Annotated in this window: 17 protein-coding genes; 15 read left to right on the top strand and 2 right to left on the bottom strand. The window is 70.3% G+C overall.

Features of this window, described 5'->3' with window-relative positions:
- The first annotated feature begins 14 nt into the window (after positions 1 to 14).
- The 4 genes from STH_RS02685 to STH_RS02700 are packed head-to-tail and all read left to right on the top strand — an operon-like array spanning position 15 to position 5,171.
- Positions 15 to 2,156: a molybdopterin oxidoreductase family protein gene (locus STH_RS02685; protein WP_011194652.1), complete on the top strand. Its 2,142-nt coding sequence runs from the start codon at positions 15 to 17 to the stop codon at positions 2,154 to 2,156.
- 49 nt (positions 2,157 to 2,205) lie between these two features.
- Positions 2,206 to 3,537: an NfeD family protein gene (locus STH_RS02690; protein WP_050742071.1), complete on the top strand. Its 1,332-nt coding sequence runs from the start codon at positions 2,206 to 2,208 to the stop codon at positions 3,535 to 3,537.
- A 16-nt stretch (positions 3,538 to 3,553) separates the two neighbouring features.
- A complete protein-coding gene (floA, locus tag STH_RS02695) occupies positions 3,554 to 4,546 on the top strand; it encodes a flotillin-like protein FloA (RefSeq protein ID WP_043713142.1) in 993 nt (330 codons plus the stop codon).
- 34 nt (positions 4,547 to 4,580) lie between these two features.
- Positions 4,581 to 5,171, top strand: coding sequence for a hypothetical protein (locus STH_RS02700; protein WP_043713144.1), 591 nt, complete (start codon positions 4,581 to 4,583; stop codon positions 5,169 to 5,171).
- A gap of 101 nt (positions 5,172 to 5,272) precedes the next feature.
- Here STH_RS02700 and STH_RS02705 read toward each other — a convergent pair whose 3' ends face one another.
- On the bottom strand, positions 5,273 to 6,283 hold the full coding sequence (locus STH_RS02705) for a hypothetical protein (protein WP_043713152.1): 1,011 nt from the start codon (positions 6,281 to 6,283) through the stop codon (positions 5,273 to 5,275).
- A gap of 195 nt (positions 6,284 to 6,478) precedes the next feature.
- On the opposite strand from STH_RS02705, the gene STH_RS02710 reads away from it, so the two are divergent.
- The 3 genes from STH_RS02710 to lysS all read left to right on the top strand — a co-directional run bounded on the left by STH_RS02710 (position 6,479) and on the right by lysS (position 10,600).
- On the top strand, positions 6,479 to 7,726 hold the full coding sequence (locus STH_RS02710) for an MFS transporter (protein WP_011194657.1): 1,248 nt from the start codon (positions 6,479 to 6,481) through the stop codon (positions 7,724 to 7,726).
- A 97-nt stretch (positions 7,727 to 7,823) separates the two neighbouring features.
- Entirely contained in the window at positions 7,824 to 8,681 is an 858-nt protein-coding gene (locus tag STH_RS02715; RefSeq protein WP_011194658.1) for a DegV family protein, read from the top strand.
- A gap of 431 nt (positions 8,682 to 9,112) precedes the next feature.
- On the top strand, positions 9,113 to 10,600 hold the full coding sequence (gene lysS, locus STH_RS02720) for a lysine--tRNA ligase (protein ID WP_011194659.1): 1,488 nt from the start codon (positions 9,113 to 9,115) through the stop codon (positions 10,598 to 10,600).
- 19 nt (positions 10,601 to 10,619) lie between these two features.
- Here the strand turns inward: lysS and STH_RS16780 are convergent, their stop codons facing one another.
- Complete coding sequence (locus tag STH_RS16780; RefSeq protein ID WP_011194660.1) at positions 10,620 to 12,170, bottom strand: CapA family protein; 1,551 nt, start codon at positions 12,168 to 12,170, stop codon at positions 10,620 to 10,622.
- 196 nt (positions 12,171 to 12,366) lie between these two features.
- Between STH_RS16780 and yqfC the strand changes: the two genes are divergently transcribed.
- From yqfC to era, 8 genes are all read left to right on the top strand, one after another.
- Positions 12,367 to 12,663: a sporulation protein YqfC gene (gene yqfC, locus STH_RS02730; RefSeq protein WP_011194661.1), complete on the top strand. Its 297-nt coding sequence runs from the start codon at positions 12,367 to 12,369 to the stop codon at positions 12,661 to 12,663.
- A 1-nt stretch (position 12,664) separates the two neighbouring features.
- Complete coding sequence (yqfD, locus tag STH_RS02735; RefSeq protein ID WP_011194662.1) at positions 12,665 to 13,918, top strand: sporulation protein YqfD; 1,254 nt, start codon at positions 12,665 to 12,667, stop codon at positions 13,916 to 13,918.
- Between the two features lie 5 nt (positions 13,919 to 13,923).
- Positions 13,924 to 14,946 (top strand): PhoH family protein, encoded by a 1,023-nt coding sequence (locus tag STH_RS02740; RefSeq protein WP_011194663.1) that lies wholly within the window; start codon positions 13,924 to 13,926, stop codon positions 14,944 to 14,946.
- A 129-nt stretch (positions 14,947 to 15,075) separates the two neighbouring features.
- The gene (locus STH_RS02745; protein ID WP_050742072.1) at positions 15,076 to 17,259 is read left to right on the top strand and encodes an HD family phosphohydrolase; all 2,184 of its coding nucleotides are present in this window, start codon (positions 15,076 to 15,078) and stop codon (positions 17,257 to 17,259) included.
- Positions 17,243 to 17,713, top strand: coding sequence for an rRNA maturation RNase YbeY (gene ybeY / locus STH_RS02750; RefSeq protein WP_011194665.1), 471 nt, complete (start codon positions 17,243 to 17,245; stop codon positions 17,711 to 17,713). The genes STH_RS02745 and ybeY overlap by 17 nt, the downstream gene beginning before the upstream one ends.
- Positions 17,710 to 18,195, top strand: coding sequence for a diacylglycerol kinase family protein (locus STH_RS02755; RefSeq protein ID WP_011194666.1), 486 nt, complete (start codon positions 17,710 to 17,712; stop codon positions 18,193 to 18,195). Before ybeY ends, STH_RS02755 begins: the two co-directional genes overlap by 4 nt.
- 14 nt (positions 18,196 to 18,209) lie before the next feature.
- Positions 18,210 to 18,623, top strand: coding sequence for a cytidine deaminase (locus tag STH_RS02760; RefSeq protein ID WP_011194667.1), 414 nt, complete (start codon positions 18,210 to 18,212; stop codon positions 18,621 to 18,623).
- On the top strand, positions 18,620 to 19,570 hold the full coding sequence (gene era, locus STH_RS02765; RefSeq protein ID WP_011194668.1) for a GTPase Era: 951 nt from the start codon (positions 18,620 to 18,622) through the stop codon (positions 19,568 to 19,570). The genes STH_RS02760 and era overlap by 4 nt, the downstream gene beginning before the upstream one ends.
- Positions 19,571 to 19,733 lie beyond the last annotated feature (163 nt).

The following is a 19,733-nucleotide window of genomic DNA, read 5'->3' on the forward strand; positions in this document are numbered from 1 at the left end:
GAGGAGGGTTTCTGGTGGCTGTATCCAGGGAGACCCGGCCCGAGAGCCGGAGGGGAGCGGATGGCGTGGTCGTGAAGCGGGCGGTCTGCCCCCACGACTGCTGGGACACCTGTTCCATGCTGGTGCATGTGAAGGACGGCCGGGTGGTCCGGGTCATGGGGGACCCCGACCATCCCGTGACGCGCGGCTACCTCTGCGTCAAGACCAACCACTACGAGGAACGGGTATACAGCCCCGACCGGGTGCTGTACCCGATGAAGCGCACCGGCCCGAAGGGCTCCGGGCAGTTCGAACGCATCTCCTGGGACGAGGCGCTCACGACCATCGCCGACCGCTTCCGCGCCATCATCGCCCAGTACGGTGCCGAGGCGATCCTGCCGTACTCCTACGCCGGCACCATCGGCACGCTGCAGTACGGCTCCATGGACCGGCGGTTCTTCCACCGGCTCGGGGCCAGCCAGCTGGACCGGACCATCTGCTCCGCGGCCGGCGAGGCCGCCATCAAGTCGGTGATCGGCGCCAAGATGGGGCCCGATCCCGAGGACATGGTGCACGCCCGGCTGATCGTCGCCTGGGGCGTCAACGTGACCTCGTCCAACCCCCACCAGTGGCCGATCATCCAGGAGGCCCGGCGGCGGGGGGCCAAGCTGGTGGTCATCGACCCGTACCGGTACAAGGGGGCGCGGGAGGCGGACTGGCACCTCTCCCCCCGCCCGGGCACCGACGCGGCCCTGGCCCTGGGGCTGATGCACGTGCTGGTGCGGGAAGGCTGGATCGACCGGGATTACGTGGAGCGGTACACGGAGGGGTTCGAGCAGCTCCGGAGAAAGGTGGCCGAGTGGCCGCCGGAGCGGGCAGCCGCGGTCACCGGCATCCCGGCGGGCGACATCGAGCGGCTGGCCCGGCTGTGGTGGGAGAGCCGCCCCGGCGTGCTGCGGGTGGGGTATGGCTTGCAGCGACACACCAACGGAGGCTCCACCGTGCGGGCCATCTGCATGATCCCCGCCCTCACCGGCCACTGGCGGGACCGGGGCGGCGGGTTCCTGCTCTCCAACTCCGGCTCCTACGGCCTCAACTCCTTTGCCCTGCGGCGTCCTGACCTGATGCCGTCCCCGCCGCCCCGGACCATCAACATGATCGAGCTGGGCAAGGCCCTCACCGAACTCACGGACCCGCCGGTCATGGCGCTGTTCGTGTACAACTCGAATCCCGCAAGTGTCGCGCCGAACCAATCGAAGGTCCTGGCGGGTCTTTCACGTGAAGACCTGTTCACCGTGGTCCACGAGCAGCTCTTCACGGACACCTGCCGCTGGGCGGACATCGTGCTGCCCGCCACGACCCAGTTCGAGCAGACCGACCTGATGACCTCGTACTGGCACCTTTACGTGCAGCTCAACGAGCCGGTCATCGAGCCGCTGGGCGAGGCGGTGCCCAACACCGAGCTCTTCCGCCGGCTGGCCCGGGCGATGGGGTTCACGGAGCCGTGCTTCCAGGACAGCGACGAGGAGCTGATCCGGCAGGCGCTCTCCGGCGGCAGCCCCTTCCTGGAGGGGATCACCCTGGAGCGGCTGAGGCAGGAGCGGTTCATCAAGGTCTCCCGGCCGGCGGCGCCGTTTGCCGAGGGTGGGTTCGCTACTCCGTCGGGGAAAGTGGAATTCTATTCCCAGGCCCTGGCGGACCTGGGGCTGGACCCCGTGGTGGAGTACACGCCCCCGGCGGAGTCCGCCGACGGCTCGCCGGAGCTGGCAGCCCGGTACCCGATCGCCCTGATTACGCCGGCCGCCCACCACTTCCTGAACTCCACCTTCGCCAACCTGCCGCGGATGCGGGAGCGGGAGGGGGCGCCCACCATCTTCCTCAACCCGGCGGACGCGGCCGCCCGGAACATCCGGAGCGGTGATTGGGTGCGGGTCTTCAACGACCGGGGTTCGGTGCGGCTGCAGGCTCAGGTCGGCGACTGGTCGCAGCCCGGTGTGGCCGTCTCGCCCAGCATCTGGTGGTCCCGCCACATGCCCGACGGCGTCGGCATCAACGTGCTGACCACGGACCGGCCCACTGACATGGGCGGCGGCGCCTCCTTCCACACCAACCTGGTGCAGGTGGAGCTCTGCGTTCCGCCGGACGGACAGGTCCGTGACGACGACCCATCCCGTTAACCGCCGGGGTGACCCGCGGCCCCCGGCCCACCACCTGGAGGTGATGCCCATGCGCCAGCGAAAGGCTTTCTGGCCCGCCCTGGCCCTCTTGCTGGGCCTCGTGTTGACGCTTGCCGGGGCGCCCGGCGCCCGTGCGGAGAATGGGTCCGGTAAGGTCTACGTCCTGCGCATCGACAACGGGCAGGTGATCGACCCGGGCCTGGCGCAGTTCGCCGACCGCGTCTTCGACGAAGCGGGGGCGGATCCGGATGCCGTCGCGATCGCGGTGGTGCTGGACACGCCGGGGGGCTACGTGGAGAGCGCGGCCCGGATCAAGGACCGCCTGCTCCATCCTCCGAACGGCCTGAAGACCATCGCCTACGTCGAAAACGACGCCGTCTCGGCCGGCGCCCTGATCGCCACGGCCGCCGAGTACCTCTTCATGCATCCGGGCGCGGTGATCGGCGCCGCGGAGCCCCGCAACGCCCTGACCGGCGAGACCGCCGACTACAAGTCGCTCTCCGTGGTCGTCAACTACTTCACCTCGGCGGCGGAGTACCGGAAACGGGACCCGAACATCGCCCGGGCATTCGTGGACAAGGACCACCCCATGCCGTGGCAGACCGATGTGCTGCTCACGCTGGACTACCAGAAGGCGGTGGCGACCGGTTACGCCAACGGCGTGGCCGACAGCCTGCACGACGCCATCCGCCAGGCGGGCATCGCCCAGTTCCAGCTGGTGGAGCCGCAGTGGACCTTCTCGGAGCAGGTGGGGCGGGTGCTGACGACGCCCTGGGTCGCCATCCTGCTGCTGGTGGTGGGCGTGATCGCCTTCGGCATCGAGTTCATGCAGCCGGGCCTCACCGGGCCGGCCGCCCTGGGCATCGTCTGCCTCACGCTCTTCTTCCTGGGCAACGCCCTGGTGGGTACGGCGGGCTGGGTGGAGATCGCCCTCGCAATCAGCGGGCTGGTGCTGCTAGGGGTAGAGCTGTTCACGCCGGGCTTCGGCATCTTCGGGCTGGCGGGCATCGTCGCCTTCGGCGGCGCCATCTTCCTGGCGGCCCCCTCGGCCGGTCTGGCCTGGCGGTACCTCACGTGGACGACCGTCGCCTCCGCCTTCGTGCTCTTCGCCGTGATCCGCGCCATCAGCCGGCGGGGGTTGGGCAAGGTGCTCACGCTGAAAGACACGGCGAAGGACTGGTCGGCTCAGGCTGAGGACCGGGCCCGGCTGGTGGGGCGGGAGGGCGTGAGCCTGACCGTGCTCCGGCCGGCGGGCACCGCCGTGTTCGACGACCAGCGGCTGGACGTGGTGACCGAGGGGGAATTTATCCCTGCCGGGGTGCCGGTGAAGATCGTCCGGGTCGAAGGAACCCGCATCGTCGTGCGGGCGATGGCCAAATAGGTGAGGAGGGTTGTCCATGCCTGGACTCGGTTATCTGATCCTTACGTTTGTGGTTCTGCTGCTGCTCGTCCTGTTCTTCAGCTTCGTCCCCGTGGGCCTCTGGATCTCGGCCGCCGCAGCCGACGTGCGGGTCGGCATCTTCTACATGATCGGCATGAAGCTGCGCCGGGTGCCGCCCCACCGCATCGTCAACGCCCTGATCAAGGCCGAGAAGGCCGGGCTCGAGATCAGCATCGACAAGCTCGAGGCGCACTATCTGGCCGGCGGCAACGTCGACCGGGTGATCGACGCCCTGATCGCGGCACAGCGGGCCGGGATCGACCTGGTCTTCGAGCGGGCGGCCGCGATCGACCTCGCCGGGCGCAACGTGCTGGAGGCGGTGCAGATGTCGGTGAACCCGAAGGTCATTGAGACCCCCGTGGTGGCCGGCGTCGCCCAGGACGGCATCGAGCTCCGGGCCAAGGCGCGGGTGACGGTGCGCGCCGACATCAACCGGCTGGTCGGCGGCGCCGGCGAGGACACGATCATCGCCCGGGTCGGCGAGGGCGTCGTCTCCACCATCGGTTCGGCCGCGAGCCACAAGGAGGTGCTGGAGAACCCGGACATGATCTCCCGCACCGTGCTGGCCAAGGGGCTGGACGCGGGCACTGCGTTCGAGATCGTCTCCATCGACATCGCCGACGTGGACGTGGGCGCCAACATCGGCGCCCGGCTCCGGGCCGACCAGGCCGAGGCGGAGAAGGTCATGGCGCAGGCCAAGGCCGAGGAGCGGCGGGCCATGGCGGTGGCGGAGGAGCAGGAGATGCGGGCCGAGACCCAGCGCATGCGGGCCAAGGTGGTCGAGGCCGAGGCCGAGGTGCCGCGGGCCCTGGCGCAGGCGCTCCGGGAGGGCCGGATCGGCGTGATGGAATACCTGATGATGCAGAACCTGCAGGCCGACACGGCCATGCGGGAGGCCCTGGGCGGCGGCCAGCGCGGCGGGCAGCCGGGCGGCCAGGACCAGAAGTAGGTGATGCGCCCTGGAAGATCTGCTGTGGCTCATCGTGCTCATGATCCTGGGCGGCGGCTGGGCGAAGGTGAAGGAGCGGTTGGAGGGCGGTTCTCCGTCTTCCCGGCGCGCCGCCCGGCGGCGGCACGAGCTTCCGGACGCGGGGTTGCCTGATCGGCCGGGCCGGTCCGGCCGCGGGCCGGCGGCTTCCGACGTGGAGCGCCGCCTCCCGGCGCCGGCAGGCGCCGGACGCCCCCCTGCGCCGGAGGTCGCCCGGACCGAGGCCGCGGGCATGGAGGGCTTCCTGACGGAGGGTGTCCGAACGGAGGGCTTCGGAACCGAGGGCCTCCAGACCGAGGGTCTCCGGCAGGAGGGGTTCGAGTCCGAGGGCGTCGGGTCAGAGGGCGTCCCCCGGGAGGGGCTGCGCCCGACGGTTGCCCCCTCCGCCCTGCGGAGCTCCCTGCAGCGGTCTGCGGGCGGCGACGCCGGGGGAACGGCCCGGGCTCCCACCGGGGCGGATGCCGGTCCGGCGGTCGATCCGGGGGAGGCGGCGGCGCTGCTGTCCACCCGGGAGGGGCTGGCCCGGGCCGTGCTGCTGGCCGAGGTGCTGGGCAAACCCAGGGCCCTGCGGCCGTACGGAAGGTGATCGGGACTGGCGTGTGCGCGGGCGGGGCCCGGCCGAACTGCCGGGCCCTGCCCATTCTGCGCCAGTTCGATCCGTTGCGGCGCGGCGGTGGCGGCCGTGCCTCAGTGCACCACCTCGGAGAGCACCGGTGCCAGGGCGTCCAGGAGCGCCCGGGTCCAGCCGGCAAGCCGGTCCGGCAGCCCCTCGCCGGCCAGGTCCGTCAGGGGGCGGGCGACCTGCACCGCGGCGGTGTAGGCTTCCCAGTCCACGGCATGGATCCGGGAAGGGTCCAGGTCCCCGACGGGGATGTGCCGCTCATCCGCGGCGGACCAGAGCCGGAGCACCGGCGGCGGCGTCAGCCGGGCCAGCGCCCTGGACAGGCCGCCTTCCTCCGCCAGGGCAAGCTGCAGCCGACCGTGGGCCCCGCCGCCCGGCTCGAACCAGAGCGCGATCTGCAGCTCGCCAGCCCCCAGGTCCAGCGCCACGCGCAGGAAGTCGCCACCGCCGGAGCCGACCGCGTAGTCCCGGAACCAGTACCCCGCGAGCAGGTCCTCCGGGCGGGCCGTGCGTAGCAGGGGCCACGAGGCGGCGAACCCGGAGCCGACCTGTTCGAACAGCTCCCCGACCCGCCGGTGGAATGCGCTGAGCTCCCGGAAGGCCCGGGGCGCCCGGTCCAGCTCCTCGGCGTCGAATCCGCGGAACCAGGTGATGCCGGCCTCGGGCAGGTACGCGCGGAACTGGCGGATAAGGAAGCCGGTCCGGGTGTCGGGGTCGTGCACCGCCGCAGCCTCCTCGAGCCAGCGGTCCAGCCGCTCCCAGGAGAGCCGGCGCACCGGTTCGCCTTCCTCCGCCCCGGGAAGGCCGCCGGGACCCGCAGGTGCCGGGCCGCCGACCAGCAGCCCCTCCGCCGTTCCGGGCGGAAACTCCGGCGGCGGCTCGCCGGGGGCCACCGCCGCCACCCGGATGCGCCGGTCGCCCAGCCGGATCTCGCCCGCGCCCGGTGGACCGTCCGGCGCCGGGTAGTGAAACGACGCCTCCGCGCCCTCAGGCGGGCTCAGGCCCGCGAGGGCGAGGAACCCCTCCAGCACCGACCGGTCCGAGTGCTCCAGCAGCGCCAGGAGCGCCAGCGTCAACGGCGCTCCGGGCCCGGCCCGGGCAGAAAAGAGGTTGACCAGAGAGACACCCCCCGGGCGTAGTCTGCCCGTCCGATGCCGGTGTCGTACCAACGTACGATCTCACTTGCTCCCGCATGGACGATTTGCGTGCCGCTGGTCCCCGGTACCATGAAGCCAGGAAACGGGGCCGGAAACGGAGAGGGAGTGGTGAGTGTGACCCGGTATCTGTCGCTGCTGCGGAACCGCAACTTCCTGCGCTACTGGCTGGCCGGCGCGCTGGCCCACGTCGGCGACTTCTTCAACACCCTTGCGCTGGTGAAGCTCTTCAGCCAGGATCCGGACCGGTTGGGCTTCTACACCTCGCTGGTGGTCGTCGGCAACATGCTGCCGACCTTGCTCCTGGGCCCTGTGGCAGGGGTGCTGGCAGACCGGCTGCCACGCAAGCTGATCATGGTGACCGCGGACCTGGTGCGCGCGGCACTGATGTTCAGCATGATGTTCGTGCACGATCCGCTGGCCCTGATCGGGATCGACTTTGCCGCCGCCGTGGCCGCCGCCTTCTTCGGCCCCGCCAGCTCGGCGCTCCTGCCCCGCCTGGTGCAGCGGGAGGAGCTGGCCACCGCCGGCTCCCTCAACATCATGACCCAGCGGCTGGCCATGCTGTTCGGCAACGGCCTGGGCGCCGTGCTGCTGGGGCTGGTCGGGCCGGCCGGGGTGTTCGCCATCAACACCGGCCTCTTCCTGGCGTCCGGTCTGCTGCACGCCACCATGCGGGCGCCGGAAACCGCCCCGGCCGAGGCCGGATCCCGCCCGGCCGCCTCGCCCCTGGCCAAGCTGGTCCGGGACCTGCGGGAAGCCGCGGCCGTGGTCCGGGAGCGTCCGAACCTCCTCCACCTGCTGGCCGGCCTCTGCATCGCCAACTTCGGCGACTCGGGCAGCAACGTGCTGCTGGTCACGTTCTTCACCGTCACGCTGGGCGTCGCGGCCGAGCAGCTGGGGTTCGTCATGGCGCTCTTCGGCGGTGCGGCGGTGCTCGGGGCGTTCGCGATCGGGGCCGTCGGCAACCGGGTTCACTGGCGGCACCTGTTCAGCCTCGGCTGCTGCTACGTCTGGTTCACCGCCACCGGGGCGGTGGTGGTCCGGAGCCTGATCCCCAGCTCCGCCTTCCTGCTGCTCCTGGGTCTGGGCAGCGGCGCCATCAACGTGGGGCTGCAGGTGGCCATCGCCGACCTGGTGCCGGACAACGTGCGCGGGCGGATCTTCGGCTCCTTCGGCACGATCAGCTCCCTCATCATGATCGTCGGCACCCTCCTGGCCGGCGTCCTGGCCGACCGCTTCGGGGCAGCCGCGACGATGCTGGGGTACGCCCTGTTCTACCTGGCGGCGGGGATCTACGGCTACCAGAAGCTGCGGCCGGAGCCGGCTCCGGCGGCCCAGGCGGCCAGCGCCCGGGCGGACTGATCGATTTCCGTCCGGGCAGGCGAACGGGACGCGCCGTTGTCCTTAAAGGTATGGTAAGATTGATCATGTGAACCTGCTCGGACGGAGGTCGTAAGGCATGCCTTCCATTCGCATCATGACCGACTCGACGGCAGACCTCTCCCCGGAACTGCTGCAGGCGCACGGCGTCCGGGTCGTGCCCCTGCTGGTGCAGTTCGGGGAAGAGACGTACCACGACGGCGTCGACATGGACACCGGGCGGCTGTTCCAGATGGTGACCGAGCGGAACCAACTGCCCAAGACGGCCAGCCCCGGCCCCGGGCTTTTCCGCAGCCACTTTGAGGAGGCGACGGCAGACGGCAGCCAGGTGCTGTACATCAGCATCTCGGCCAAGTTCTCGGCGGCCCTGCAGAATGCCCGGATCGCCGCGGCCGACTTCCCCGGCCAGGTGCACGTGTTCGACTCCCGGAACCTTTCCACCGGCATCGGCCTGCAGGTGCTGCACGCCTGTGACCTGGTCCGGCAGGGCAAGTCGGTGGAGGAGATCCTGGCCGACCTCGAGACCTATCAGGCAGGCGTGCGCTCATCGTTCGTCGTCGACACGATGGAGTATCTGCACAAGGGCGGCCGGTGCAGCGGCGTCGCGGCCCTGGTCGGCACCCTGCTGAAGATCCGGCCTGTCATCTCCGTCGTGGACGGCGGGATGATCGTTGCCGCCAAGGTCCGCGGGCCCCGCAAGAAGGCCCTGGACTGGATGTTGGAGCGGTTCGCCGAGGACGCCGCCCAGGGGCGGGTGCGCCCGGAGCGGGTCTTTGTTACCAGCCCGGACTCGCCGCACGAGGACGCGCCGTACATGGTGGCCGAGATCCGGCGCATCCTTCCGGAGGTCCAGGAGGTCCTCGTCACCCGGGCCGGCGCGGTCATCGGCAGCCACTGCGGGCCCGGCACCATCGGCATCCTGTACGCGACCCGGTAGCCATGCGGCTGCGGCGGCATGACGCCGCCGGGGATTCCAGCTTCCGACCGTTGACAGTCGGCCCCGGACGGGGTAGTCTAGCTTCCATATGGTGTAAGGCGATGAAGGGGGCGGGGGATGCCCTCCGCTGCGCAGGTTGTCCCGGGCACAGAGAGCGGAACGGACGGTGCGAGTTCCGACCCGCGGAGACCTGCGCATAAGGCCCCGGAGCTGCCTCCCGAACCCCCGGCGCGCCGGGGCAGTAGACGAGGCCGGTTTCTCCCCCGATACCGGGAGCCAGGCGTTCTTCGTGCGGGAGCGCCGGGTGAGGTGGGCCGCGCGGGTTCTCCCGCGGCCAAGTTGGGTGGTACCGCGGAGCAGAGGCCTCCGTCCCGACGGCGGGACGGAGGCCTTGTCATGTTTTCCGACTGTGGAGGAGGAGGATTGGCTGTATGCTGTCCCGAGAGGAGCAACTGCGGGAGGCGCGCCGGGCCAAGATGCGCACCCTGCGGGAAGCGGGGGTCGATCCCTTCGGCACCCGGTTCGGCGACCGGCGGCTGATGGGCGACCTGCGCCGCCAGTACGGGGAGGCGTCTGCCGAGGAGCTGGACGCCGCACGGATTCCCGCGCGGGTGGCGGGCCGGGTCGTCACCGTCCGGTCCCACGGCAAGATCGGGTTCGCCCACCTGCAGGATGGCTCCGGCCGGCTGCAGATCTACCTGCGGCTTCCGGAGCTGAGCGAACGGGAGCGCCTGGTCTGGGAGCACCTCGACCTGGGCGACATCGTCGGCGCGGAGGGGGTCCTGATGCGCACCCGCACCGGCGAGCTGACGGTGAAGGTGGAGTCGCTGACCATGCTGACCAAGGCGCTCAGACCGCTGCCGGACAAGCATGCCGGGTTGCGGGACGTGGAGCTCCGCTACCGGGAGCGCCACCTGGACCTGCTGGTCAACCCCGAGAGCCGGGCCGTCTTCGAGGCGCGGTCCCGCATCGTCGCCAGCCTGCGCCGCACGCTGGACGAGCTGGGCTTCATCGAGGTGGAGACCCCGGTGCTGGTGCCGCTGGCGGGCGGAGCGGCCGCCCGCCCCTTCCTGACCTACCACAACGCCCTGGACCGGCAGCTCTCCCTCCGCATCGCCACGGAGCTGCACCTGAAGCGGCTGGTGGTCGGCGGCATGGAGCGGGTCTACGAGATCGGCCGGGTCTTCCGCAATGAGGGGCTCTCCACCCGGCACAACCCGGAGTTCACCTCGCTGGAGGCCTATCAGGCCTACGCGGACTACCGGGACATGATGGACCTCACCGAGCGGCTGGTGCAGAACGCGGCCCGGGCCGTGAACGGCAGCCTCCGGGCCGGGGAGATCGACCTGACCGGCCCCTTCCGGCGCATCACGATGGCCGAGGCGGTGAAGGAGGCCACGGGCATCGACGTCATGGCCCTCGGGTCGTCGGGGGACGAGCGGAGGGACGCGGAGGCGGTGCGGGCCGCCGCCGAGGCCGCCGGATACGAGGTGGAGGCTGCGACCTGGGGCGGGCTGCTGGCCGAGCTGTTCGAGCGGTACGCCGAGGACCGGCTGGTTCAGCCCACCTTCGTCCTCGGGCACCCGGTGGAGACGTCCCCGCTGGCCAGGCGCGACCCCCGCGATCCACGGCTGACCGAGCGGTTCGAGCTGTACGTGCAGGGGCGGGAGATCGCCAACGCGTTCTCGGAGTTGAACGACCCGGAGGACCAGCGCCGGCGGTTCGAGGCGCAGCTGGCGCAGCGGCAGGCGGGCGACGAGGAGGCGCACCCGATGGACGAGGACTTCCTCGCCGCCCTGGAGGTGGGCCTGCCGCCGACGGGCGGCCTGGGCATCGGCGTGGACCGGCTGGTCATGCTGCTCACCGGGGCGCCGTCCATTCGCGATGTCATCCTGTTCCCGACCATGCGGAACCGGTAGAGGCCCGGGAGCCGCCGCCCTACCACCCCGAGATCTCCTGCATCTTCTGCCGCAGCCGGGCGGCTTCCTCGCCCTGCATGATGGAGGGCTGTTCGGCCTCGATCCAGACCGGGTGCACCTCCACCTGTTTCACGCCGTCCGGCCCGATGAGGAAGTCGAGGATCATCGACTCCCGGGCGAGGTCGGTGTCCTGCCGGTCCATGATGAAATTGCCCAGGCTGTAGGCGATGAACCCGCCGTTGTAGATCTCGAAGCCCTGGATGGCGTGGGGGTGAGAGCCCAGGACCAGGTCGGCGCCCTGGTCCACGATGTAGCGGGCGAGCCGCCGCTGCTCCTCCGTGGGGGAGTTGACGAATTCGACCCCCCAGTGGAGCGCCACGGCGACCACGTCCGCCACCTCCCGGGCCGCCCGGATGTCCTCGGCGAGCCAGTCCTCCCGGATGGCGGGAACACCGGGACGGTCCTCCGTGGCGGCGAAACTGCGGGGGTAGTCCCAGTCGAAGAAGAGGTCGGCGAACTCGCTGTAGCCCAGGAAGGCGATGCGGACGCCCCGGGCCTCCAGCACCAGCGGCCGGCGGGCCTCCGCGAGGTCCCGGCCGCCCCCGGTCCACGGGATGCCGGCCTCCGCCAGGAGGTCCAGCGTCTCGAGGAAGTTCTCTTCGTCGTAGTCCAGGATGTGGTTGTTGGCCACCGTGACCCCGTCCAGCCCCGCCGCTCGGAGGACCTCAACGGCCTCGGGCTCCGCCCGGAACCAGATCTGCTTGCCCGGCAGGGGGCGGCCCTTGACCCCGATGGGCGACTCCAGGTTGGCGAAGGCCAGGTCCGCGGCGGCGAGGTGTTCCCGCACCTTCTCAACGGGGTACAGCGTGCCGTTCTCCCGCATGGCCCGGGCCACGCCCCGGGCCAGCATCATATCGCCGACCACCGAGAGGGAGGCCCACTCCTGCGCCCCCAAGCCCCCGCCCGTCCCACCGGCGCCGAGGGCATCCCGGAGGGCAGCGCCGAGCGGTGCGACGCGGTCGGCATCCTCCGGCCTGAAGGCCAGCACCAGCCTGTCGGCCAGGGGGTACTCCCCCGACCGCACGCTCTGGGGCGTCGGGGCGACCCCGTCCACGGGCACCGCCCGCCAGCCCGGCCGCAGGTCCGCGAGCCGGCCCGCGGCCAGCGCGCCCCTCCCCGGCTCGCCCGGCGGACCCAGCTCGGCCAGCAGGGCCTCGGCCTCCGCGCGCGTCAGCGCCATGGGCTCATCCAGCCAGCCCTGCATGATGATGCGTTCCACGGTCCGGAGCGGCAGCGCGGTCAGCGTCGGGGGCGGGTCGCCGCGCATCACCGCCGCGTCCGCCTCGCCCCTGGTCAGCGCCGCGGCCGGCTCGGGGGTGCGCAGCACGTCCACGCCGTCCAGCGCCGGGAGCGCCAGATCCTCGGGCGCCGCGACCACCAGGGCGGCCGCACCGGCGCCGTGGTCCGCGCCCGGCGCTGAGTTGCCCGGGCCGGGCCCGGGGCTGCGGCTGCACGCCGAGAGGAGGATGAGGAGAGCCAGAAGCAGCGAGGTGGGGGTTCTCCTGGGCATGATTCGGCCTCCCTTCGCGGGGAAGATGCGGCCAGGGGCCGGGGGCTGACTTCTTCCTCGGCTTCTAGACGCCGGGGCCTGACCGGGGGTTCCACCGCCGGGAGGGATGAGGCCGGTGCAGGCCACTTCTAGTTTCCCCTCCGGCAAGCATACCTTGCCAGTGGACTTGCCATCGCACAGGAAGGGGGGCAGCCCCTTGCAGCAGCGGCGGAGAACCCTGGGGGAGCGGCTGGTCTCCCTTCTCGAGCTGCCGGGCGACGCGGTGCTGGACGTGCCGCGGGCCGTCCTGATCGGCAGCATGGAGCTGGTGGTGGAGAACCACCGGGGCCTGGTGGAGTACCGGCCGGAGCGGGTGGTGTTGCGGATGCCGGAGGGGAAGATGACCGTCGACGGCGCCGACCTGCGCATCGGCTTCCTGTCGCCGGATCAGGCGGTCATCCTGGGCCGGATCGACGGGCTGCGCTACGCCCCGCCGGAAGGGGGTGGGGCGTAGCATGCTGCGCCGGCTGGTCCGCTATCTGCTCGGCACCCTGCGCATCGAGGTGACCGGTGGGGACATCGAGCGGTTCCTCAACGGCTGCCTGGAAGAGGGCATCCTGCTGTGGGATCTGCGCAGGACGCCCGAGCGGCTGCATGCTACAATGATGCTGGCGGACTTCTTCCAGCTGCGCCCCGTCGCCCGGGCCGGCCGGTGCCGCGTGCGCATCCGCGCACGGCACGGCCTGCCCTTCCTGACCCGGCGGCTCCGGCGGCGCCCCTTCCTCCTGGCCGGCGCCCTGGGCGGCCTGGCGGCCCTGGTGTGGGCGGGCAGCCACCTCTGGGTGGTGGACGTGCGTATCAACGGTCCCGGTTACCTCGACCCGCGGGCCATCCTGGCCGTGGCCGCCGAGGCGGGGCTGCGCCAGGGCGCGTGGAAGGCGCGGATCGACCTGGACCATGTGACCCAGCACCTGAAGTCCCGGGTGGAGGAGCTCTCCTGGGCGGTGGTGCGGGTGGACGGCACGCGGGCGGTCATTGAGGTGGTGGAGAAGGGGGCCGTCACGCCCCCCGACCAGGCGCAGTGCGTCCACCTGGTAGCCCGCAAGGCCGGGGTGGTGGAGCAGGTGATTCCGCTGCAGGGGGAGCCCCTGGTGAAGAAGGGGGATGTGGTGCAGCCAGGGGAGATGCTGGTGGAATGCGCCCTGCGCTACTGGGCCGGCGGACGCCCGGTGGTCATTCCGGGTACGCCCCCGCCGCCGCGCACGGACCTGGCCCGGACGGTCGTCGCTCAGGCGGCGGTGAAGGCGCGGGTCGCCTACCGCCAGTACTACGAGTACCCGGCGGTGGAGCAGGTGAAGGAGCCGACGGGCCGGCGGCACGTGCAGTGGGTTTTGAACTGGAACGGCCGGTCCATAATACTACGCGGGCGCGGCCCCGTGCCGTTTGCCGAGTACGAGGTCACCACCCGGACCCTCGCCCCGGGACAGTGGAGGAATTGGTCCCCACCTGTCGAAATCGTGATTCGTGAGGCCCTGGAGGTTTCGACACGGGCGGAGCCCGTACCGGTGGAGGTGCTGACGGAGCGGGCGCGTGCTGCCATGGAAAGGCGGCTGGCCTGGATTCTCGGGCCCAACGATCGGGTGCTGACGCCGCTCAGGGCGGAAGTGGTCCAGCAGGACGGCGGTTACGTGGGCATTCTGGTCACGGTCGAGACGCTGGAGGAGGTCTCCGCTCCCCTGGAGGGGCCGATGCTTACCATGGGCAGGTGACCGGGTTGGATGAGACCCAGGAAAGGCGGATACTGATCGCAGATAATGACCGCGCACGCGAGTTATTCGGGTTGAACGACTCGCACCTGCGCTTCATCGAAGAGGGCTTCGACGTCACCATCGTGCCCCGGGGCAACGAGGTGATCATCAAGGGGCAGGAGGACGAGGTCGGCCGGGTGGTCCGGCTCTTCAACCGGCTGACGGCCATCCAGGAGCGCGGCGGGCGGGTGACCGAGCGCGACGTCCGCTACGCGGTGCGACTGGCCCGGGAGGGGGACGAGAAGCCCCTTGCCGACGCGCTCACGGACGTCATCGTCACGACGTACCGGGGAAAGCAGATCCGGCCCAAGACCATCGGGCAGAAGGAGTACGTTGACGCGATCCGGCGCAGTGGCGTAACATTTGGCATCGGACCCGCCGGCACGGGAAAGACCTACCTGGCCATGGCGGTGGCGGTGGCCGCCTTCAAGGCGAAGGAGGTTGCCCGCATCATCCTGACCCGGCCCGCGGTCGAGGCCGGCGAGAAGCTCGGCTTCCTGCCGGGCGACATGCAGCAGAAGGTGGATCCGTATCTGCGCCCGCTCTACGACGCCCTGTTCGACATCATGGGCTCGGAAACGTTCGAGCGGCTGATGGACCGGGGGGTCATCGAGGTGGCCCCGCTGGCCTTCATGCGGGGGCGGACGCTGGACGACTCCTTCATCATCCTCGACGAGGCCCAGAACACCACCCCGGAGCAGATGAAGATGTTCCTGACCCGTATGGGCTTCGGCTCGAAGGTGGTGGTGACCGGCGACATCACGCAGATCGACCTGCCCGAGGGCACCCGGTCCGGGCTGGTGGATGTCCAGCGGGTCCTCCGCAACGTGCCGGGTATATCCTTCTATTACCTTACGGAGCGAGATGTGGTGCGCAACGACCTGGTTCAGCTGATCATCAAGGCCTACGAGGCCGCAGGGGGCGGTGGGACTGGCTCGCATCCGCCCCGGCCCCGGGCCGGTCGGCCGAACGGGTCGGAGACCCAGTGAGATGGGGGGTAGCGGGACGGTAAAGCCAGACCCTCCCAAGTCAGATCTATGCGTATATGGCAGCAGCTTCGTGAACGCCTCGAGAGCCTGACCGGACAGAGCCGCTGGAAGAACTCCCGCCTCCGCAGGGTGATCTGGGGGGTTTTCTTCTTCGCGCTCTTGACGCTGGTCCTGGGCAACCAGACCGTGCCCGCCCGCCTGGACGTGAACGTGGGCGACGTGGCGCCGCGGGACGTGCGCGCGCCGCGGGCGGTGTTCAATGAGATCCTGACCAGACAGCGGCAGGAGGCCGCCGAGCAGGCCGTGACCCCCGTCTACAAGCGGGAGCCTGCGGTGCTGGAGAACGCCGAGAGATACGTGAAGGCGATCTTCACGGAAATCCGTCGGATCAGGGGCCAGGCCGCCATCGACCTGGGGACCCGAGCCCAGAACCTGGCCGACCGGATCCGGCTGGCCGTGCTGCCTGAGGAGGTCTATGAGGCGCTCCTGACGGCCGATGATGCGGCGATTGACCTGGTCGAGGAGCAGGCGCTCGCGCTCCTGCGTACAGCGCTGGGCGAGGACGTGTACGAGCGGGACGTGGCCCGCGTCAAGGTCGGCATCGACAGCGGCGCGGAGCCCTTCATCCTGGCCGTCGAGGACCCGAATCTCGCCCAGTTCGTGCGCGAGCTGGTGAAGAGCCGGATCGAGTCCAACATGGTGCAGGACCAGGAGCAGACCGACTGGCTGCGCACGCGGGCCGCGCAGGAGGTCCCCGAGGTTTGGTGGCAACCCGGCCAGCTGATCATTGAAAAGGGCAAGACCATCACTGAGGACCAGTACCAGGCCCTGGTCGACCTGGGGCTTGTGGGCCAGAAGGCCAGCTACCAGGGCTGGGCCGGCGCCGCCCTGATGTCGCTGGTGGCGGTGGCGGTCATGGCCGTCTCCATTTCCCGCTGGCGGCCGGAGCTTCTGGAGCGGGATTCCAAGCTGATGCTGCTGGGGCTCATCGGGTTCATCACGCTCTTCCTCTCCCTGGCGATGAACCTCTTCTCCGTGCAGCTGGGCGAGGGCGCGTCCTACCTCATGCCCATTGCCCTCAACGCCGTGCTGGCCGCCATCCTGCTGGATCCCCGGGTGGCCCTACTGCAGTCCGTGCTCCTCGCCGTGCTGCTGGGCATCTTCGCCTCGTCCGCCCAGGTGGGTGCCGTCGCCGTCGGGGTCGTGGGGTCGGCGGTGGGCGTCTACACCGTCGCCCGGGTGGAGAGCCGGAACGACCTGTACCGCTCGGGCCTGATGGTGGGCGTCGCCAACGCGGTGACGGTCCTGGCCCTGAACCTGCTGGAGTCGGCCCCGCTGCTCGACTGGCAGGTGTGGCGGGACGTCGCCCTGGGCGCGGGCAACGGCCTGCTGGTAGCGATCCTGGCCACCGGCGCCCTGCCGCTGTTTGAGACGCTGTTCGGCATCGTCACGCCGCTGAAGCTGCTGGAGCTCTCCAACCCCAACCACCCGCTGTTGAAGCGGTTGATGGTGGAGGCGCCGGGCTCCTACCACCACACCATCCTCGTGGCCAACCTGTGCGAGGCGGCCGCAGAGGCCATCGGTGCCGACCCGGTCCTGGCCCGGGTCGGGGCATACTACCACGACATCGGCAAGATCAAGCGGCCGGCCTTCTTCGTGGAGAACCAGTTCGGCGGCGAGAACCCTCACGACAAGCTGCCGCCGAGCCTGTCCGCGATGATCATCACCAGCCACGTGAAGGAAGGGGTCGAGCTGGCCCGGGAGGCCGGCCTGCCCCAGGAGATTGTCGACTTCATCCCCGAGCACCACGGCACCATGCTGGTCAGCTACTTCTACCACATGGCGTCGCAGAACAACCCATCCGAGTACGTGCTCGAAGAGGACTTCCGCTACGAGGGGCCCAAGCCCCGGAGCCGGGAGACGGCCATCTGCATGCTCGCGGATGGGTGTGAGGCCTCGGTCCGGGCCATGCGGCAGAAGGGCCACCTCTCCCACGATCAGATCGAGCAGCAGGTGCGCCGGATCATCAACGACCGGCTCCAGCAGGGGCAGCTGGACAACTGCGACCTGACCCTGAAGGAGCTGGACACCATCGCCCGGGTGTTCGTGAAGGTGCTGAGCGGCGTCCACCACGCCCGCATCGACTACCCCGGCCAGCAGAAGCCGTCCGAGGGCGCCGATCCGGCCCAGGCCGGCGCCGGCCAGGAGGGATCGACGGCCGCGCAGACCGGTGCGGGGCAGGCTGGGGCAGCCGCCGGGCCTGCCGGCGCCGCGGAGGATACGGAGGATACGACCGATGGAGATCTGGGTTAACAACGACCAGGAGATCGTGGAGTTTACAGAGGAGCACGAGGAGCTGATCCGCCGGGTCGCCGAGCGGGCCCTGGAGCTGGCCGGGGCCGGGCTCGGCTCCAACGTCTCCGTCTCCGTCACGCTCGTGGACGATGAGACCATCACCGATCTGAACCGGGACCACCGGGGGCTGGCCAGCCCCACCGACGTGCTCTCCTTCTCGCAGCTGGAAGGGGAGGACATGGGCGACCTGCCCGAGGGCGAACCCATGCCTCTGGGCGACATCGTCATCTCGCTGGAGCGCTGCGTCAGCCAGGCCGCCGAATACGGCCACTCGTTCGAGCGGGAGCTGGGCTTTCTCACGGCGCACGGCATGCTCCACCTGATGGGCTGGGACCACCAGACCCCGGAGGACGAGGCCAGGATGATGGCCAAGACGGAGGAGATCCTGGCGGGACTGGGGCTGAGCCGATGAGCGGGCGGCCTTTCCGGCACAAGGCGCTCCTCCCGCGCTTTCGCGATGCAGGCCGCGGGCTGGTGCGCGCGTACCGGGAAGAGCCGAACCTGCGGTTCCACGTGTTCGCCGGCACCTGCGCGGCGGTGGCCGCTTACGCGGTGGGCGTATCCGGCTGGGAGGTGGCCTACCTGGGCGGCACGATTGCGCTGGTGCTGTCTGCCGAGTTGGTGAATACGGCGGTGGAGCGGGCGACGGACCTGGCCGCCGGCGGGAGACGGCACCCCCTGGCCGGCGCGGCCAAGGAGGTGGCCGCCGGCGCCGTGCTGCTCACCGCGCTGCACGCCTTGTTTGCCGCGACGCTTCTTTTTGCGTTGCGGCGGGACCTGGCGGAGAGCGTGCAGGCGGTGTTCCGCCTTCTGATCCACCGGCCGCTGTGGCTGTTGCCGCCGGCCATAGCCGGGGTGCTGGGCCTCTTCGGGGGATCCCGGCACGAGTCCTAAGGAGGGATGCGCCCATGACCGATGCCGAACTGATCGCTGCCGCCCGAGATGCCCGCGACCGGGCCTACGTGCCTTACTCCCGCTTCGCTGTGGGGGCTGCGGTGCTGGCCGAAGACGGCACGCTCTACACCGGCTGCAACATCGAGAACGCGAGCTTCGGGCTGACCAACTGCGCGGAGCGCACCGCCATCTTCAAGATGGTGAGCGAGGGGCGCCGCCGGTTCAAGGCCATCGCCGTCATCGCCGATACCGACGGGCCCTGCAGCCCCTGCGGCGCCTGTCGCCAGGTGATGAGCGAGTTCGGGCCCGACGCCCGGGTCATCCTGACCAACCTGAAGGGCGACACCTGGACCGGGTCTGTGCGGGATCTCCTCCCCGGGGCCTTTACGTCTGCCGATCTGCCCGGGGATGAGGAGGGGCGCACATGAACGGGGCCCCCTTCCGCTCCGGTTTCTGTTCCATCGTGGGCCGGCCCAACGTGGGCAAGTCCACTCTGCTCAACGCGTTCGTGGCGGCGAAGCTGGCCATCATGTCGGACAAGCCGCAGACCACCCGCAACCGCATCCTGGGCGTGTACAACCGGCCCGACGCGCAGGTGGTCTTCCTGGACACGCCGGGCATCCACAAGCCGCGCCACCGGCTCGGGGAGTACATGAACAAGGTCGCCATCGGCACCATCCCCGAGGTGGACGTGGTGCTCTTCGTCGTCGACGGCTCGGTGCCCGAGCCCGGCGAGGGCGACCGCTACGTCGCCGACGTCGTGGCCCGCTCGGGCCGACCGGCGATCCTGGTGGTCAACAAGATGGACCGGGTGAAGCGGGGCGACTGGTATGCGGTGATGGACGCGTACAAGGCCCTGGCTCAGCCGGAGGCCCGCAGCGAGAACCCCGACCCCGGGGCGCCCACCATCGAATGGATCGACATCGTGCCGGTGTCGGCGCTGGAGCACAAGAACATCGACGCGCTGCTGGACCTGATCGTGCAGCAGATGGAGGAAGGGCCGAAGTACTACCCCGAAGACATGATCACGGACCAGCCGGAGCGCTTTGTGATCGCGGAGTTCATCCGGGAGAAGATCCTGCAGCTCACCCGGGACGAGGTGCCGCACTCGGTGGCGGTGGAGGTGGAGGAGCTGCAGCGCCGCCCGACCGGCACCGTCTACGTCAGCGCCTCGATCTACGTGGAGCGCGAGAGCCAGAAGGGCATCATCATCGGCAAGCGCGGCGCCATGTTGAAGGAGATCGGCGCCCGGGCGCGGCAGGACATCGAGCAGATGCTGGGCTCCAAGATCTACCTGGAGCTGTTCGTGAAGGTGAAGGAGGACTGGCGGAACAAGGAGTCGGTCCTGCGGAGCCTGGGGTACCGGGAGGAATAGCCGCGCGCGGGGCGACGGGACGTGCGGAGGTCGCCTGATCCTGTGGGGAGGGCGGCCTCCGTTTGGTTGAGGCCGCAGCGCGGCGAACGCCGCCGGGCCGCCGGTTCCCTGACGCCGTGAGGACGGCTCGCATCGTGTGCGCACCAGTCTGCGAATCTTGACA

This window comes from Symbiobacterium thermophilum IAM 14863, from assembly GCF_000009905.1.
Taxonomy (GTDB): domain Bacteria; phylum Bacillota; class Sulfobacillia; order Symbiobacteriales; family Symbiobacteriaceae; genus Symbiobacterium; species Symbiobacterium thermophilum.

What these genes read in the sequence shown, in the direction of transcription:
- ybeY (WP_011194665.1), top strand. Translation starts at nt 17,243, where the DNA reads ATGGAGATCTGGGTTAACAACGACCAGGAGATCGTGGAGTTTACAGAG.
- STH_RS02715 (WP_011194658.1), top strand. Translation starts at nt 7,824, where the DNA reads ATGCCTTCCATTCGCATCATGACCGACTCGACGGCAGACCTCTCCCCG.
- STH_RS02690 (WP_050742071.1), top strand. Translation starts at nt 2,206, where the DNA reads ATGCGCCAGCGAAAGGCTTTCTGGCCCGCCCTGGCCCTCTTGCTGGGC.
- lysS (WP_011194659.1), top strand. Translation starts at nt 9,113, where the DNA reads ATGCTGTCCCGAGAGGAGCAACTGCGGGAGGCGCGCCGGGCCAAGATG.
- STH_RS16780 (WP_011194660.1), bottom strand. Translation starts at nt 12,170, where the DNA reads ATGCCCAGGAGAACCCCCACCTCGCTGCTTCTGGCTCTCCTCATCCTC.
- yqfD (WP_011194662.1), top strand. Translation starts at nt 12,665, where the DNA reads ATGCTGCGCCGGCTGGTCCGCTATCTGCTCGGCACCCTGCGCATCGAG.
- floA (WP_043713142.1), top strand. Translation starts at nt 3,554, where the DNA reads ATGCCTGGACTCGGTTATCTGATCCTTACGTTTGTGGTTCTGCTGCTG.
- STH_RS02755 (WP_011194666.1), top strand. Translation starts at nt 17,710, where the DNA reads ATGAGCGGGCGGCCTTTCCGGCACAAGGCGCTCCTCCCGCGCTTTCGC.
- era (WP_011194668.1), top strand. Translation starts at nt 18,620, where the DNA reads ATGAACGGGGCCCCCTTCCGCTCCGGTTTCTGTTCCATCGTGGGCCGG.
- STH_RS02760 (WP_011194667.1), top strand. Translation starts at nt 18,210, where the DNA reads ATGACCGATGCCGAACTGATCGCTGCCGCCCGAGATGCCCGCGACCGG.